The organism is Streptomyces sp. NBC_00029 (assembly GCF_045160505.1).
Lineage (GTDB): Bacteria > Actinomycetota > Actinomycetes > Streptomycetales > Streptomycetaceae > Streptomyces.
Genome location: NZ_CP108292.1, coordinates 8,786,430 through 8,802,311, shown reverse-complemented (window position 1 = coordinate 8,802,311; position 15,882 = coordinate 8,786,430). Strand labels below are relative to the sequence as shown.

Sequence of the window (15,882 nt, the reverse complement as noted above, 5' to 3'; positions counted from 1 at the left end):
GAGACACGACGCGGAGTGACTGCGTCACTCCCAAGGGGGCTGCGTCGCTGCGCGACGCCGGGCGGAGTGTGGCCCGATGGGCCGTCACCTGCGGTGACGGCGGGGTGGTCCCGGTTGTTCGGGAACCGCGGGTCCGCGGTGGCAGGCTGGCAACGGAGGGAGGGCCTGCCGCGGGGTTCTTCGGCTTAATTGTAGCAGGTCAGAAGGGGTTTTGATGGTGTGTCAGGTTGTCTGTAACGGTGTCTCAGGACCGGATATCGGGGTGTGGCCCCTGCGGGGCCGAGGTCGTTCCGCTCGCGCTGCGCGCTCCCTCTCAGTAGCAGTATGCACACGGTCCCGCGCAGTGTCCACCCCGCCGGCCCCTCCCCCGACACGCTACACAACGTAACAACTACCCCGGACCAGCATCAGCGAGTGGTCTACACCAGAAAGATCGCCAACAAAAGGGAAACCACCAATTCCCGACCCACCCAAACCGACCCAACGTCAAATACCAAAACCGAAACACCCCCTGACCGAATACCAAAAACACAACCCCACAACCGCCCGCCAAAACCGCCCACATACCAAAAGCTCAAACGGGTGAATTGGGGGCTGCGAACCCCTCAAAGTTATATAACTTCAGCTAGGGTTGTTCTCAACGGGCCGGCCGAACAGGCCGCCCGGTCCAATCCCTTGGAGGTTCGAATGTCTGCTCTGACGTCCGGTACGGCGGCGGTCATCCCCAGCAGTGCCGAGCGGCTGATCCGCACGGCCGAGGAGAACGACTGGCAGGCCTCCGCCGTGTTCGGCGCGGCCGGCTCGAAGGGCCGGACCGCGGACGCGTGGGTCGTTGGGCTGGAGGCGTACACCACCGCAGGGGAGGTGTCCCTGCTCCTGTACTGGGAGCGCGGTCGCTCGGGCTTCCGGTACGTGGCCAAGGAGTCCCGGGGTGTGCAGGACGGCGTGCGGCTGGAGGACATGCAGCTCAAGGCCGTGACGACGCTGGTGACGGAGGCCGAGGTCACGGACCCGTTCGAGTACGGCGAGTGCGGGTGCGAGGACCCTGAGGAGGTCGACAACCCGCGGGTGTGCATCGAACACGCTTACTGCCCGGCGCGGTTCGACGCGCGGTGTGGGTGGGGCTCGGAGGTGACCCGGAACTACGAGCTTGCAGGGTGGGGCGAGGACGGCGGTACTGGTGGCCAGTACAGCCTCCGGGTGGAGCCCGTTGAGGGTCAGGTGGAGCTCACGCTGGCGGACGTGATCCCTGCCGCGGTGCGGACGGCGGTCATCCCGGGGATGCCGGAACCTGTCGACGTCGGCGACTGCTGCGTCCCGGTGGCGGACGGCTTCAACGGCTTCTGCGACGCGTACGGGGTCCGCCTGTACCTGGTGGGCACCCGTCGGGACGGTCGGCTCATGTGCGCCGAACACGCCGCGCAGCGCGCCGGAGTTCCGGTCAGCGCGCTGCCCGTGCTCGAAATGGATGCCGAGGAGCGGCAGTACGCCGCGGACTGCATCGAGGACAACCGTCAGCACCGGGTGCTGCGCGGGGCGGAGGAGTGGGCGGAGGCGCGCGAGAGGGAGGGTCGTACGATCTCGCACGCGTTCGAGGGGTGGGCGGAGAAGAACTGGACGGGTGACGACTTCGCCGCGGCGTACGTCGCGTGGCTGCACACCACCGGCCACGCCGCGGACCCCGTCCACGCGTGGGCCATCACGGGGCCGGTTGACCGGGTGCAGCAGGCCGAGGTGCGGCTGGAGGCCGCGCGCGGCCAGCTGGCGACCGCGCAGGCCCTGCACGTCTCCTCGCAGCGCTACGGCGGAGAAACCGCGATGCGCGAGGCTTTGGAGCGGCTGCACACCGCGCACGCCATGGTTGCGGCCTCGGCCGCGGACCACGCCGCGGAGGAAGCGGTGCGCGCGGAGGAGTCCGTGCTGGACGCTCCGGCCGCCGTGGCCACGACGTCCGGGGCGAGCGACCGATGCAGCTTTGGTCTGCCCACCGGTGAACTCGGCGGCCGCATCGTGCACGTCAACGGACACATGGCCGGACGCGTCCGGGAGTCGGGGCGCCACTGGTACGCGATCACCCCCGGACGGGATGCTCGGCCGGCCGAGCATGCGGACCGGGATTCCGCGGCCGCCCACCTCGTACGGTGCGCGGACCAGCGCGCGGCCGAGACTCGTAACCGCGTCCGGGCAGAGCGCGCCGCAGCCGCCGCCCACCGCCCCACCGCGGTACCCGCGGCCCGGTACGCGGTCGGCATCGCGCCCGTGACGGTCCCGGACCGTCACCACGGTCGGACCGTCGCCGAGTGGAAAGACGTAGCGGACGGACACGCGTTGCGTGCAGTGCGCGCCGGACGGGCCATCCAGGCCGTACGAGTCGCGGTTGAGGGGCCGGCCGTCCCGTGGACCGACACACCCGACACCAGCGTCCCCGGGTGGGCCGCGCCGGTCCTCCCCCGGATCCGGGACCTCGCCCGGACCGCCCTGCGCCGCGGCGCAGTGGCTCAGGAGCTGTGGATGCGCATCGGGTGGGAGGCGTGGGAGGCCGCCGAGGCCGGCGGAGCCCTCCCGGCCCGCCGCGCGGCGGAACTCGCCCACCGCACCGCGTTCCTAGCGGACGCGTGCGAGCACGCCGCAGCCGAGGCCGCAGCACTGGCCACACCCGTGCAGCGTCCAGCGGCCTCCGAACAGAGAAGTTATAGAAGTGCGTTCGCCTCATGTTCGGTCGCGTCGGACGCCTCGCCGGGGGCGGGGGTGTCGCCACCCCGGGGCCGATCCCGGCCACCCCGGAGCACCGCGCATTCCCGAGGGGCATCGAAACCGAGAAGTTATATAAGTCAAAGGGTAGGGTGGGGGCGTGGCCTGATACGGCCCCGGCGTCCTATCCCTGACCCACGGTGCAAAGTAGCTGCGGCTGACCTCCACTCTCCCGTTGCTGCGCGTTCCGGCTGTTCGTTAGGCCGGACGAGCCGGCTGCAGGACGCGCGAGCCCGACCGGCCGCTACCCGCAGGGATCAGCAACAACCGCCCGGATGCGGTCCAGGCGCTCCATGGTGGCGTCCACGCCGAACATGGCCACGAGACGGGCCACGGCGGACACCGCGTACACCGTGAGAAGCTCGGCACCAGGGCTCCGGGAAGCCGCCCGCACTGCCGAGACGGCGGCAGAGGCCTTCCGTGCCGCCGCCGAGTCCCGTGCCGGTCTGCAACCTCTGCAACCACACCAAGAGCAACCAGGCCTCGACCGAGGCCGGCAAGGTGCTCCTGCACCCGTACTTCGAGCACACCGGCACAGCCCGCTGGCTGCACGCGGCAGTCACCCCCGACAGCTACGGACGGCTCAGGTATTTCGTCACCGCGCCACCGCACTGGGACGAGGTCTTCGCCGACCGCGTCCAGTACCAGTTCGACTTCCTGGACCTGGGCAAGCCCTACAGCATCCGGGCCAACCAGCCCCTCATAGGCATGCGTCACCACCTCACCCAGCAGCTTCACTCCACCAGCCCGGCCGACCTCCGGACCCACCTGGAAGACCTCGCCGCAAGCCACCTGCACGACGACCCCAACGATTGGAAAGGCGTCGCCTACCGCGCATGGGCCGCCGACGACGCCTTCTGCGAAGGATCCTTCGCCGTGACCCCGTAGCCTGACGGGCTGGCGACCCCGCGTGCGATCGGCCGCCGCCCGACCTGTTCGGCCTCCCGGACAGGGGCCTCGGCCCAGGCCAGCCGACGCAGTGGCTCCCGGCAGGGCTGGATCGGCTTCCCGGGCGCCGGTTATCACGAAGCCGCCAGGACGGCGCGAGCGCTGCTCGTGGTAACCCCTCGGCGCCCAGCGCCAGCGGACAGCCGGTGGCACCCACGCCAGATGGCCGCCTCGATTACCCGGCGGCCGCAAGAACTCGCATGCTCAAGAGATGACAGAGGCAGCCGGACACGGGGGCGGAGAAGGACACTCCACGTCCCGGATCGTGAAGGTCGGAGTGATCGCCACCATCGTCGCGAGCGTCGCCGGCCTCATCACCACCGGTGTGGCGACGTTCTACAGCGCCAGGGTGGCGGACGACCAGCTGAAACAATCACGACAAGCTGCTGAGGAGAAGAAGCAGGCCCAAGCCGCCCGGGTCTCCTACTGGGTGGACATCGAACCTGGCGGGATGTCCCGGCTGCACCTCATGAACAGGTCACCGGACCCCATCTCCAACGTCGCCATGACGTTTGTCGTGCCCCTGGAGAGGACCGTCGACAACCGCTGGGATATTGAACAGGCCTCATTCTCTGTCAGGCTGCCCAGCGTGCCCCCATGCTCCGACATGGTGTTCACAACAGACAACATGAAGTACTACGGCAACACGGGACCGAGAGACCCATGGGCCACACCGTTCGACAAACTGCCACCCAGAGCAACAGGCTGGCGGGACTTCAGAAAGAGCCATCCGCCGATCTACGTGTTCGTGGCCGACTTCGACGATCGCGACGGTGTCCGCTGGCGCCGCGCAAAAGGCCTCCTGAGCCGCGACCCTGAGAAATCTGTCCCGCAACTGGGCATGCCGGGGTTCGTATCAACTGTGTCCCCACAGCCCCTCAAGTCCTGTGGAGAACAAAGCAAGCCCGCCGACTAACCCGACCGAAAAGCGAAGGCAGTCCCAATAGGCTTTCTTTTGCCGGTCCTGATCCCGGCGACCGTTCCGGTCGCCGGGATCAGGCAGCCTATCGCTGCGGCTTGCGGGACTGCTTCTGTTCGGGACTGCCGCCACGCCGCAGGTGTCCTGCTGTCCGGGGCGGGCCTTTCCACGGGCCGCTTGGCCGTGGTCGACCGGCCGCGGGCAGCCGAGGGAGAAACCCGGGGCCGGGTTCCCGGCATCGGGCGGGCCAGGGCTTCCCCCATCTTCCGCATGTCCGGGATGTCCACCGCGTCCGGTGCCTGCCCCGGGGCGAGGGCGGGGCGCTGTAGGAGAACGCCGCATTGCCGAGGCGAAGGAGCGCCTCGGCACTCGGCAGGTCTCGCTTCTTCCCGGGCGCCCGTCCGTCGTCCCGGCGGAGCCTGTCGGCGCCCGCCTGCGCCAGCCCGGCGACCTTCTCGCAGGCGCGTACGGAGACCTTGCGGATGAAGTCCGCGACGCGGCTGTCTCCCATGAGGCGGTCGAGGTGCTCCCCGGCCCGGTCCTTGAGGACGCGCCAGACGTTCCCGAAGGCACCGCGGAGGGTCTGGAGCCGCTGCCACTCGGGCAGGTCCTGAAGCGAGCGGGCGTGCGCATCCGCCTGGCGCAGGGCGGTGTTCACCGCCGCAGCTTCCCTCTGAGGATCACGAACCGGAACAGCCACAACCTGCACCCCAGCTTGTTCAGGTCGGGCAGGCGCCTCCGCCGCCCGATTAGTCGGCCGGACCCCGGTCACCGCGTGATCGGCTGTCGGCACGGCAATGCGGGTGGCCTCGCGGAGCAACTGCTGGAGCGCAACGGGAGGTCGAAGGTCAGCGGCAGCTACTTTGCACCGTGGGGCAGATACTGCGCCGCCCGGATCTCCAAAGACAGGGTCACCACCGAGGCAGCCCCGCCGCTGGCTAAACCACAATGCTGCCTGCCACCACGTCATGCGCTGACGATGGACCCCAAAACAGCGAATTTCAGAGAAGGTTGCAACGCTACGCCCCGCCCTCAGTCGGGGCGGGAGTTCCGGCCCAGGACATCCGCCACCGATACCCGCCCACGTGCCGCGCTCCTCGCGGACGCGTGCGAGCACGCCGCCGCCGAGGCCCTCCGGCGGACAGGCGGACAGAGAAGACCTCGGTAGGGGCGGCCCCATTGCCACCCTGGCCGCCTCGGCCCGCCACGCATTCCCGAAAGAGCATGAAGTTATATAAGTAAAGGGTAGGGTGGGGGCGCGGGCCTGATACGGTCCGCGCCCGAGACGAGAGGCGACGCCCCCATGGCCACCGCACCCCGCCAGGTCCCCAAGACGTATCCCGCCGGGACCGGCCGGCCCACCGAACGGAAACTCACCGACGAGAAGGTCGTCAGGGCGGTGAACGTGGCCGGGACCGTGTGGGAGGCGGGCAAGAAACGCGCTGGTCAGGACGAGGTCTCGATCTCCCACGCCGTCGGGCTGTTCCTCGAGGCGTACGCCGCCGGTCTCCTGGACCTGGACGCCATCACCGCGCAGCTCGACGCCCTCGCGGCCGGCGAGGACCCTGCCGCCGTCTCCAGCGCCGGCGCGTGGACGGAAGAAGCCCCTCCCGCCTTCCCGCACCCCAGTTGGAGCAGCGGGGACGGCGTCCCGCGCGCACTCGACATCCTCGACGCCGAGGACCGGTCCTGACCTGCACACTCGTACGCCCCGCCCGGAGTCCGGGCGGGGCGTTTGTCGTTCACGAGCAGGCCCGTTGCCGGGCCACGGTCAGCGCCGGCGGACGGCGAACGCGACGCCGACCGCCGCGGCCAGCGCCCCGGCCACCGTCGCAATCGGCCCGGTGAGCGACGGGTGAGCGAGGCACATGTAGCCAGCCGTTGCGAGGACCAGGGCGCCGACGATGACCAGGCACAGCGTCAGGAGCGGGTCCGTGGCCGGCGGCTGCGGGGGCTGCTGCTGCGGGGTCTGGGGCTGCGGGTCGGTAGCAGTGGACATGAGGTTCCCTCCCGAAAGAGCGGCCGCGGACGATCCGCGGCATGGCGCTGCCCACCTCTCCGGGGGTTGCAGTCCGCGCACTCCGGTGAGGGGCAGACAGCACAGTGCGGAACACGGGGGTTAGGGCGTGTCTCTTTGATGGGTTGGTCAGTTGATCGGATGTGTCCGTCCGATTAGTGATCACTGATGCGATGTGGGACCGGATCGAGCCGCTGATGCCGGCCGATCCGGTCCGTGGTCGGCGATGGGCCGATCACCGCCGAACTCTGGAAGCCATCGCGTGGAAGTACCGCACCTGCTCGCCCTGGCGGGACCTGCCGGACGAGCTCGGCTCGTTCCAGACCGCTCACAAACGCCTGATCAGGTGGGCCGTAGACGGCACCTGGGAACGCATCCTCGCCGCAGTTCTGGCAGCGGCCGACGCTGATGCCGATATCGGCTGGACCGTCTCGGTGGACTCCACCGTCTGCCGAGCCCACCAGCACGCCGCCGGTGCCAGGAAAAAGGGGCGCCAAGTCGGGCCGAACCTGACGATCATGGCCTCGGACGCTCCCGCGGCGGCCTGAGCACGAAAGTCCACCTTGCCAGCGATAGCCGTGCACGGCCCCTGGCCCTCCGTATAACCGCAGGCCAGGCGGGCGACGCCCCGGCCTTCGAGACCGTCATGGCAGGCATCCGTGTTCCGCGAAGCGGACTCGGACGACCGAGGACCCGACCCGATGCCGTCCTGGCGGACCGTGCGTATTCATCCCGCGCGATCCGCAATCACCTCCGGCGACGCGGAATCCGCGCCGTCATCCCCCAGCCGTCCGACCAGGTCGGCCACCGTCTGCGGCGAGGCCGCGACGGAGGCCGACCACCGGCCTTCGACGCCGACGTACAAGCAGCGCAACGCCGTCGAACGGTGCATCAACCGACTCAAGCAGTGGCGCGGACTGGCCATGCGAACGGACAAGCTCGCCATCGCCTATCAGGCCGCACTCCACCTCGCCGCAATCCTCATCTGGACAGCCGCTTGACCGCCGAAGCACGTTTCCCGAGAAGATGACCACATGGACGATCTTGTGAAGTTCCTCGTCGCACGCATCATGGACGACAACCACGCCTATGCCTACGTGGCCGACACCCTGGGCGGTGAGGCTCTTCTCGACAGCCATCTCCCCATGCTCGACCTGACCGAGCAACTGGCGCACGACTACAAGGCCATGGACCCCTCGGACTCCCGCTCGGCCGGCCTGGCATACGCGCTGCGAATCCTTGCCCAGTCATACGCCGAACACCCCGCCTACCAGCAGGAATGGCGCCCATAGCCTGTCAAGGAGACAGGCCCTAGTCGAGGTTCTACCGGCCGAGCGAGGCGAGACGGGCCTGTGCCTGCTGCTCACGCCACGCCTGGTACTCCGCGCTCGGCGACGACGCCAGCCCCCACGAGCTGTCCTCCTCGGGGCCAGGTTCCTCGGCCGGTCCGAGGCAGTCGGGGGCCTCATCGGCGAACTGCCCCTGCTGGGCGGCGTCAAGGTCGAGCGCCGGGCCAGCCGGATCCGGGTTCCGCTCCCGCCACGCGGTCATGTGCTGCTCCACCTGATGGTCGAGCATCGCGCCGTACCTCCCACTGCGCTCGAGCAGCATCCGGAACCGGAGCTCCTCCGAGGCCTTCGCCTCCGCCCAGCCTGTCACCGAGGCCGCGGTGGCCTCGCGCGCAGCAGCCTCGGCCCGCAACCGCTCTTCTGCCTGCGCACCAGCCCGGGCCGCAGCCCGCCGTTCTTGGGCGCGAACCTGGCAGGCGCGGCAGTCCTCACCGCCGATGATCACGCCGTCCTCGCATCCCGGGTCGGGGCAGTCCTGTTGCAGGATCGCTGCGGCCAACCAGGAGTTGCGGTTGATGATCCGGTCGCACCCCTCCGGTACCTCGAGGAACACATCGCTGCTCTGCGCGGGCAGATGGAACGGCACCGGGCGCAGTTCATCGAGGAGCAGCCGCAGCTGCGGGACGCGCTCAGACTGAGCGGGGAGCAGCATGCGGATGCGGTGGCCGCGACGGGGTCGGAGCGGAAGCGTGCTAAGGAGCTGTCCCTCAAGCTGGCCGCCGCCGCGAAAGAGATCGGCGCGTTGAAGAAGGGGCTGGAAGCCGTCACCGCCCGCCCTGAGGAGAAGGAGTCTGGGCGGGCCGGGTTGGCCGAGCTGGTGGTGCGGCAGCAGGGACAGCTCGTGCACGCCGCTGGGTATACCCGTGACCTTGAAGCCAAGCTCGCTTCCGCGCGCGCCGCCGTGGAGGCCATGGAACGGGAAATGGTGGTCCTGCGGCGCCAGGTCGAGCGCCTGATGGAGGAGACCCGCCCCGCCAGCGTGGCCCAGCCGGCCGATGCGGACGACGCAACGCAGGCCGACCCAGGCGAACCACCGTACGACTGGCACGACCCCTCACCCCCACTCACCAGCGATGCAGCCGATGCAACACAGGAAAAAGCAGGTCAACACCACCGCACCTCACCCGCTCCCCCGGCGGAAGGAGAACGGGCCGCAATCTGGCGCAGCGTCGACGCGCGAGCGGAAGACCCCGGTACTTTCGCCATTCGCACGCCCGTTCCCAAGCCGGTAGCTCCTGATTATTCCGCCATGTCCAAGAGTGAGCAGATCGCGGCAGCCGAGGAAATCCTCAAGGGGCAGGGTCCTGCAGCGTGGCCGCGCCAGGCGGAATCCGTCTCCGCCACCGGGGACACAACGGCGCCTCCCCCGAGTCGGCCCGCGCAGCGGGCCACCCAGGCGCAGCGCACGCCGCCCCCGCAGCGCACGCCGACGCCTGCACGCCATGCCCCGGCGGCCGGGCCACGTGCCCGACGTGGGCAGATCGGGCTCGTCGCGGTCCTCGCCTGTACCGGGTTCCTGGCCTGGTGGCTCGGAGACAACACCGTCGGCGACCTCCTGCCCTGGACCGACCGACCCGCGACCACCACCTCACCCAAACCCAGCCCCTCCCCCACCCCCTCAACCTCACCGTCCCCCTCCCCGTCACCTGAGGCCTCGGCGTTCGACACCAACACCCCAGAACTCGGCACGACCCAGGTGCTCGCGCTGCCCGCCTGCGCCGACGACCGGATCCTCCTCAACGTCGCCGCTCCCAACGAAGTCGACACCGGTAAAGACGCCCGCATCGAGGTGCGTCTCATGCAGCCCTCCCCTGCCGGGAATCCCTGCCGCCTCAACATCAGCCCCCAGGCCCTCGTCCTCACCATCAAGAACACGGCCGGCGACACCGTGTGGAACTCCGCCCACTGCGCCCCCGTACAACCATCAGCGCGCTGGGCCCGACTCGACGAAAAATCCATCGACGCCACCTTCACCTGGGACCAGCACACCAGCAGCCCCGCCTGCCCCACGGCCGCACCCTCCGTACCTCCAGGCGTCTACATCGCAGAGGCCTCCCATAACCAGGTCACCGAACCGGCACGGTCCTCATTCGTCATCCACTGAGAACGGCGGTCGGGCAGGTCTCGTCGTCGTCTGGGCTCCGGACCGACGCCCTTCGAACGGTGATCTGGCCTGGGATCCGGAAAGCTCCGCCGCGACACCGCAGCCGTGCTCCATGATGTCCGCATGGGTGGGTGGCGATTCAAACAGACGGTCATCATCCTCGGTGTCGGCGCCATGCTCGCGCTCGCCGGCTACTACGCGTTGCACACTCTGCAAGAGAACGACCAGATGGCCAGCGTCGTGGCCTCCTTCGTGGGCGTCATCGCGCTCGTACTGGCGCTTCTCCAGTACCGCCAGCAGGGCGTCCAGCTTCCCTCGGCTCTTGACTCTTCGCAGGTCGCGGATGTTCTAGCCGTCAGGGTGGCGAGTCAGTGGGACGAGGAGTGGCGGGTGCGTGAGCTCGAGCGCCCCTACCTCCTGCCTGTCGCCTGGCAGGAGGTTGAGGGTGACTTGGTTGAGGACTGGGGCCGGCTGGCTTCCATTGCCACCGGGTGGCCGGGCGGGCCTCCCGGGGAACCCTCGCAGTGGCCGGCGGCAGCCACGAGCTTATGCGGGGTGGACGGCGAGATCGGCGACATCTTCCTCCGGCGTGTGCCCACCCGCCGTCTGGTGGTGCTCGGGGAACCCGGAGCCGGTAAGAGCGTGTTGTTGACACGGCTCCAGGGCGAGTTGCTGAGCGAACGCGCGAACGGCGGACGCGTGCCGGTCGTCTTTCCGCTCGCGTCATGGGACGTGAGTCGACAGACGTTTCGGGCGTGGATGACGGAACAGCTGGTGCAAGACCACGGACCTGCCCTGCTCTCCGCCTCGGTCTCCGTGGTGGGCCGCCGGGAGATGAACTCCCGGGCGAGGATCCACGCCGAGAAGTTGATCGACGAGAAGCGCATCTTGCCGCTGTTGGATGGGTTCGATGAGCTGCCTCGCTCGTTGCAGCCCCGAGCACTCGCCGGTATCAACGACTTGCTGCCGTCCCAATGGCCGCTGGTCCTGACGAGCCGAACGGCGGAGTACCGCGAGGCGCTCAGGAGCGAGCGAGAAGTAACGGGCCCCCTGCTGGCGGCGGGCGGCATACGACTGATTCCCCTGACACGGCAGATCGCTATGGAGTACCTGCGGAGCGACGCCGGCGCCGCCCATGCGCGGTGGGACGAGGTCGACTCGGTGCCCGCCGGCTCGCCCGTGACGCAAGCACTGGCGACGCCGCTGGGAGTGTTCCTGGCGAAGACGGTCTTCAATCCCCGCACGGGTGAGCCGCTCAACGCGGTACCCCACCCGAGGAGCATGCTTGACCATACGAGCAGGGAAGACCTTCTGGCCTTCCTGTTCCGATCGTTCCTACCAGCCGCCTACCGCAGCGATCCGCAGAGGCCGTGCCGTTGGACGCGAGAGCGCGTGGAACGGACCCTGCGTTTCCTGGCCGGCCACCTCGAACGAACACCGAACGACGACCAGCTGCGCTGGTGGCAGCTGCGGCGACTCTATCCGCACATGGCGGTCCGGTCTCTTGTGGGCGCACTCGCTGGTCTCCTCGCCGGCGGCACGGTGTTCGTCGGGTCCCTGCTGCTGACCGGAATCGGATTCGCGCTGTACTTCTTCGTCACCACGCTCGCGATACCCGGCGAGCAGGAGATCGGCCGCGTCACATGGGCCGCGTTTCGCTACACCGCGAAGGTGTCCGACCTCCTCGCGGTATCCAAGGCCATGAACTGGGGTGTGCTGACCGCGGTGATCACCGCGGTCACCGGATGGATCACCACCAGACGGTGGGAGGATGATCTGCCAGCAGTCGGAGTTCGCTGGTCCTGGCAGCAACTCAGGTTGGACGGCTTGGGGCTCGTTTTCCTGGCGATGGCAGCGGGTGCGGTCGTGACCAGCGGTGTGATGGCCGCGATCTCTGATGAACCTGCCGCCTGGTTCTCCGACACCGCAGTCATCGCCGTGCTGATTGTGCCCCTCGTGGCCGCGAGCGCCTTGGTCCCGCGCCCCGTAGCACCAGACCAAGCCGCTGGTCCCGCATCGCTCGTAACGCTGCACCGCCGGACGCTCCGTGCCACCGTGCTCCGGATAGGACTTGCCACGGCCGTGGTCACCGGCCTCCTGGTCGGGGTCAGCGTGGGTGCGGCTGAGGGATACCCGCTATCCATCCTCTTCGGAGTGTTCTCGGCCCTCGCCGTCGGTGCGATTGCGGGGCTCACGACCGGGCTGGCCTCCACGTCCTGGGCGCCCTACGCCGCGGCCACCTCACTCCTCGCGCTCAGGGGCCACGTGCCCTGGCACCTTCAGGCTTTTCTGGCCGATGCCCACCGCCGGGGGGTGTTGCGCCAGGCAGGTACGGCGTACCAGTTCCGCCACCGTGAACTGCAACGCCATCTGGCGGGGCGCTCCTGACAGGCGCGCCTCTGTCACAGGGGCTGCGCGCTTCAGCGGACAGAGGAGCGAAGGCCAAACGGGATGCCGTTCGAGCAAGGGGTGGATCAGGCTCCGATGCCGACGGAGGAGACGTAGGCGTAGGCGGCGTAGTCGGAGTCGAGGTCGGTGATGACGTCGTCCCAGATCTCGTCCACGAGAGCCTCATTGCGGGTGGCCCAGGCGTGGACGAGGTCGGGCCAGATGGAGCGGTCGCTGAGGGGGCGGCTGTACTTGGCGTCGACGTGGCTCTGGTCGACGGGGTAGATGAGACGGGGCGGGTCCGCGGGCAGTGCGGGAGCAGAACTTTCCTCCATGCCGCCCGTGCCGGGCCTGCGCGGCCGTCTCGCCGCCGAACTGGCGCACGCCAAACAGTGGAATCCCCCGACGTCCTCCGCCGAGCAGGGGCCGCCCGTGTCGGCCCATCGCCGTCTGGGCGCGGGATCCTGGCGGACGGACCGCTGATCGGTCGCGCCTGCGGAGCGCGACCGCGACATCGAAGGCCGCGGACAGCGTCGCCCCGACCCAGCCGAGCGCTGCAGTCGGGGCGGTCCGCGCGCGGGACGGGCCCCGGCCAGCTGCCCCTGAGTCCTGCTCAGGGGCAGTGTCCTGGTGAACACTCGACGCGTCTTGGGCGCAGACCCCCTTCCTGCGGCTGCTCTCCGGTCAGAGGCGCGTCCCGCGTCCTCTCAGCGCCCGGTCCCCTCCTCGTTCCGGTGCTCCTGTTCCTTGTCCTTGTCCTTGCGGTCGCGGTAGATCTCCAGGCCCACGGACAGGAGGGCGGCGGCGATGGAAAGAAGGTCCGCCGCGATGGCGATGGTGTCGTTCATGAAGTTTGCTCCTACGGTCTGCTGGTCCCGCGATCTGCGGCGTGAGGCAGACGATGGAGGGGAGTTGGGTTGTCCGGACCCCCTGGACAGGACACCGCAGGTAGGTTCCGGACGGAGAGGTGGTTGTCCGGGAGAGACCGGACGCTTCAGAACGAAGACGCAGGCGGGGGCAGCATGCCGACAGCAGGACGAAACGGTGGAGGCGGCCGACCCTGGGGGCCGATCCGGGCAGTGAACCCGCAGGCCCACCGGCTCGCGGTCTTCCTCCGTGCCCGGGTCGACGAATCCCAAAGAACACTCGCCACCCTGGCCACCGACATCGCCATGTCCAAGGCTCAGATCAGCGTCTATCTCGGCGGGAAGATCCCGACGCAGAGGTTCGTGACCGCCATCGTCGACGCGACGGTCCCCGCCCCCTTACGCGAACGCCGGCACCAGGAGGCCAACGCACTGCTGCGAGACGCACATAATCCGCCCAGGCCCGCCCCCGGAATCGCCGCGCCTTCCGTGGGTGCAGTGGAGCTGGCACACATCCAGGCCAGGCAGATCGACATCTACGACCGGCTCACCCGTTCCCTGGAACAACAGGCCGACCTGCGGCTGGCTGCGGACAACTCCGCGAAGCTCGTCATGGTCCTCCTCGGCATGATTCACAAACTCCAGAACCGGGTCACCGGGCTGACCGCGGAGCGCGACCAGCTCGCCCACACCGATCACGGCACTGCTCTGGAGACGGCGCAGCGCAAGCTTGGCCGGGCCGAGGCTCAGACGGAGAAGGCCAGAGAGGAACTGGAGCGGGCGGAGGAGAAAAGGCGTCAAGCCGAGGAACTCTCCGCCCGGCTCCAGCAGAGGATCGACGAGCTGACCGACGACCTCGACCGACTCCGCGGCGACGAACCCTCGCCTCACGACCACCTGCCAGGCCTCGCCTCTGCCCTGCCGCCGCTCGCGCCCGGCCCGGTCTCCGAGGACCCCGAAGGCGACGACATCGATACCGCCCTCGCCCGCGCGTCAGCGATCAACGAAACCGACGCCAATACGGTCGACCGCATCACCACGCAACTCGACGACGCCGTCCCCATCAACAATCCGACCGTGCCGAACAACCCCTCCACCAGCATGGACGTCCCGGACAACAGCTTTACGGAACAAGACCTCACCTCCCGGATCTTCGAGGCGGAAGGCACCGGAACGTCTGGAGACCCCGCCACGGCGCGCGACCTGTATGCAGGAATCGTCGCCGACTACGCCCGCAGTTTCGGTTTCGACCACCCGGGCGCCCTTGCTGCCCGCCAGCATCACGCGCTCTGGATCGGAGATTCTGGAGACGCCCCTACGGCGCGCGACCTCAACGCCGTACTCATCGCGGACTACACCCGCGTCCTGGGACCCGACCACCCCCACACCCTCGCCTCACGCCACAACCACGCACGCTGGACCGGAATAGCAGGAGACGCCGCTACGGCGCGCGACCTCGGCACTGTACTGATCACAGAGTTCACCCGCGTCCTGGGACCCGACCACCCCCACACCCTCATCTCACGCCACAACCACGCTCACTGGAGCGGACAAGCGGGGGATGCTGCTAGGGCGCGCGACCTCTTCACCGAGCTGACCGCCGACCGCGGCCGCGTCCTCGGACCCGACCACCCCGACACCCTCTTGTCCGGCCGATCTCTCGCTAACTGGACCCGTAGGGCGGATATGCCGGGCTCATGACGTGCACAGCATGGGTGGCTTGGCTCTGTTCACGGTTCGTGAAGCCACCCCGCCCTGACCGCCCCGGTCGCGGCCGTCGGCGGCGTCGGCGCCGCCCTCGCCACCGCTGTAGGCATCGCTCTGACGAACCACGGGCGACACAGGTGGCCGAAGGATGTCCACACGGGGGTGTTCACGAGTGGACCTGACCAGCCAATGTCCCGGCCCGTTGAAGATCGCTTCCCAAGTGAAGGGTGATCGCTTCCCGTTCCGGACAGCACCTAGGACGGCTGGGCGACGGGCACGCGAAGCCTGCCCTCACCGATTCGAAAGGTGAGGGCAGGCTTCATGTCGCTTCGTTCTGTCGGCGGCTACGAAGGCCAGCGGCTCGGAAGGCTGTCACTGCTACTGCCAACCGGGAGTACCCCGTGGTCAGGTGTGATCGTCCTCCAGGTGCCCTTCGGGTCTTCCCGTGTCAGGAAGAGGATGACGCGCTGGCCCTCGCGCAGCGGATCCCCGTCCGGGTAGGGGTCGCCGCCCGAACACTTCTGAGGTGTGGAAATGACCTTGAGGTTGCTGTAACCGATGTCATCTCCCTTCAGAACAGGAAGCCCCTTGGTACTGACCGAATAGGCGTGCGCTTCGGTACCGAAGACCGCCTCGTTCCCCACCCGCTCCGTGACGTCTGCGGTAACGACGTAATCCGCATCCTTGAGGGCTTCCTGCGGATTGGAGTAGACGGGCCACTCGGGGCATGCATCACCTTCGGCACCGGAGGCCGAGGAGCAGGCCATCAGGCCACCGAGAAGAAGTGGGACCAGCAAGAGTCGTGCCTTCATGGTGGGCGTCCTGTTCCCGCA

General features: G+C 68.7%; 14 protein-coding genes and 1 pseudogene. 10 read left to right on the top strand and 5 right to left on the bottom strand.

From position 1 onward, the window contains the following. Positions 1–687: 687 nt before the first annotated feature. The 4 genes from OG753_RS40520 to OG753_RS40505 all read left to right on the top strand — a co-directional run bounded on the left by OG753_RS40520 (position 688) and on the right by OG753_RS40505 (position 6,311). Complete coding sequence (locus tag OG753_RS40520) at positions 688–3,108, top strand: hypothetical protein (RefSeq protein WP_405786524.1); 2,421 nt, start codon at positions 688–690, stop codon at positions 3,106–3,108. 63 nt (positions 3,109–3,171) lie between these two features. Further along, positions 3,172–3,639 (top strand): hypothetical protein, encoded by a 468-nt coding sequence (locus OG753_RS40515; protein WP_405786525.1) that lies wholly within the window; start codon positions 3,172–3,174, stop codon positions 3,637–3,639. 271 nt (positions 3,640–3,910) lie between these two features. Then, positions 3,911–4,615 carry a hypothetical protein gene (locus OG753_RS40510; RefSeq protein WP_405786527.1) on the top strand — a complete coding sequence of 235 codons (705 nt, stop codon included), beginning with the start codon at positions 3,911–3,913 and terminating at the stop codon, positions 4,613–4,615. Between the two features lie 1,306 nt (positions 4,616–5,921). Continuing rightward, positions 5,922–6,311 (top strand): hypothetical protein, encoded by a 390-nt coding sequence (locus OG753_RS40505; RefSeq protein ID WP_405786529.1) that lies wholly within the window; start codon positions 5,922–5,924, stop codon positions 6,309–6,311. A 78-nt stretch (positions 6,312–6,389) separates the two neighbouring features. On the opposite strand, the gene OG753_RS40500 is transcribed toward OG753_RS40505, so the two are convergent. Then, on the bottom strand, positions 6,390–6,617 hold the full coding sequence (locus OG753_RS40500) for a hypothetical protein (RefSeq protein ID WP_405786531.1): 228 nt from the start codon (positions 6,615–6,617) through the stop codon (positions 6,390–6,392). 161 nt (positions 6,618–6,778) lie between these two features. On the opposite strand from OG753_RS40500, the pseudogene OG753_RS40495 reads away from it, so the two are divergent. Continuing rightward, a pseudogene (locus OG753_RS40495) lies at positions 6,779–7,636 on the top strand (IS5 family transposase). Between the two features lie 33 nt (positions 7,637–7,669). Beyond that, positions 7,670–7,927: a DUF6221 family protein gene (locus tag OG753_RS40490; RefSeq protein ID WP_405786533.1), complete on the top strand. Its 258-nt coding sequence runs from the start codon at positions 7,670–7,672 to the stop codon at positions 7,925–7,927. Between the two features lie 31 nt (positions 7,928–7,958). Here the strand turns inward: OG753_RS40490 and OG753_RS40485 are convergent, their stop codons facing one another. Further along, positions 7,959–8,570, bottom strand: coding sequence for a hypothetical protein (locus tag OG753_RS40485; RefSeq protein WP_405792476.1), 612 nt, complete (start codon positions 8,568–8,570; stop codon positions 7,959–7,961). Here OG753_RS40485 and OG753_RS40480 point away from each other — a divergent pair. Further along, on the top strand, positions 8,559–10,088 hold the full coding sequence (locus tag OG753_RS40480; RefSeq protein ID WP_405792474.1) for a hypothetical protein: 1,530 nt from the start codon (positions 8,559–8,561) through the stop codon (positions 10,086–10,088). The two genes, OG753_RS40485 and OG753_RS40480, sit on opposite strands and share 12 nt — an antisense overlap. A 123-nt stretch (positions 10,089–10,211) precedes the next feature. Next, positions 10,212–12,476 (top strand): NACHT domain-containing protein, encoded by a 2,265-nt coding sequence (locus OG753_RS40475; RefSeq protein ID WP_405786538.1) that lies wholly within the window; start codon positions 10,212–10,214, stop codon positions 12,474–12,476. A gap of 86 nt (positions 12,477–12,562) precedes the next feature. On the opposite strand, the gene OG753_RS40470 is transcribed toward OG753_RS40475, so the two are convergent. Further along, on the bottom strand, positions 12,563–12,811 hold the full coding sequence (locus tag OG753_RS40470) for a hypothetical protein (protein WP_405786540.1): 249 nt from the start codon (positions 12,809–12,811) through the stop codon (positions 12,563–12,565). Between OG753_RS40470 and OG753_RS40465 the strand changes: the two genes are divergently transcribed. Next, positions 12,810–12,959 (top strand): hypothetical protein, encoded by a 150-nt coding sequence (locus tag OG753_RS40465; protein ID WP_405786541.1) that lies wholly within the window; start codon positions 12,810–12,812, stop codon positions 12,957–12,959. The two genes, OG753_RS40470 and OG753_RS40465, sit on opposite strands and share 2 nt — an antisense overlap. A 224-nt stretch (positions 12,960–13,183) precedes the next feature. Here OG753_RS40465 and OG753_RS40460 read toward each other — a convergent pair whose 3' ends face one another. Beyond that, on the bottom strand, positions 13,184–13,324 hold the full coding sequence (locus tag OG753_RS40460) for a hypothetical protein (protein WP_328959675.1): 141 nt from the start codon (positions 13,322–13,324) through the stop codon (positions 13,184–13,186). 231 nt (positions 13,325–13,555) lie between these two features. Between OG753_RS40460 and OG753_RS40455 the strand changes: the two genes are divergently transcribed. After that, positions 13,556–15,043 (top strand): tetratricopeptide repeat protein, encoded by a 1,488-nt coding sequence (locus tag OG753_RS40455; RefSeq protein ID WP_405786543.1) that lies wholly within the window; start codon positions 13,556–13,558, stop codon positions 15,041–15,043. Between the two features lie 350 nt (positions 15,044–15,393). Here OG753_RS40455 and OG753_RS40450 read toward each other — a convergent pair whose 3' ends face one another. Continuing rightward, positions 15,394–15,861, bottom strand: coding sequence for a hypothetical protein (locus OG753_RS40450; RefSeq protein WP_405786545.1), 468 nt, complete (start codon positions 15,859–15,861; stop codon positions 15,394–15,396). Positions 15,862–15,882: the final 21 nt, after the last annotated feature.

Bases quoted from the DNA above. Each gene is read 5' to 3' on its own strand.
- OG753_RS40480 (WP_405792474.1), top strand. From the start codon at position 8,559: ATGGAACGGCACCGGGCGCAGTTCATCGAGGAGCAGCCGCAGCTGCGG.
- OG753_RS40510 (WP_405786527.1), top strand. From the start codon at position 3,911: ATGACAGAGGCAGCCGGACACGGGGGCGGAGAAGGACACTCCACGTCC.
- OG753_RS40500 (WP_405786531.1), bottom strand. From the start codon at position 6,617: ATGTCCACTGCTACCGACCCGCAGCCCCAGACCCCGCAGCAGCAGCCC.
- OG753_RS40470 (WP_405786540.1), bottom strand. From the start codon at position 12,811: ATGGAGGAAAGTTCTGCTCCCGCACTGCCCGCGGACCCGCCCCGTCTC.
- OG753_RS40505 (WP_405786529.1), top strand. From the start codon at position 5,922: ATGGCCACCGCACCCCGCCAGGTCCCCAAGACGTATCCCGCCGGGACC.
- OG753_RS40475 (WP_405786538.1), top strand. From the start codon at position 10,212: ATGGGTGGGTGGCGATTCAAACAGACGGTCATCATCCTCGGTGTCGGC.
- OG753_RS40460 (WP_328959675.1), bottom strand. From the start codon at position 13,324: ATGAACGACACCATCGCCATCGCGGCGGACCTTCTTTCCATCGCCGCC.
- OG753_RS40520 (WP_405786524.1), top strand. From the start codon at position 688: ATGTCTGCTCTGACGTCCGGTACGGCGGCGGTCATCCCCAGCAGTGCC.
- OG753_RS40490 (WP_405786533.1), top strand. From the start codon at position 7,670: ATGGACGATCTTGTGAAGTTCCTCGTCGCACGCATCATGGACGACAAC.
- OG753_RS40450 (WP_405786545.1), bottom strand. From the start codon at position 15,861: ATGAAGGCACGACTCTTGCTGGTCCCACTTCTTCTCGGTGGCCTGATG.
- OG753_RS40465 (WP_405786541.1), top strand. From the start codon at position 12,810: ATGCCGCCCGTGCCGGGCCTGCGCGGCCGTCTCGCCGCCGAACTGGCG.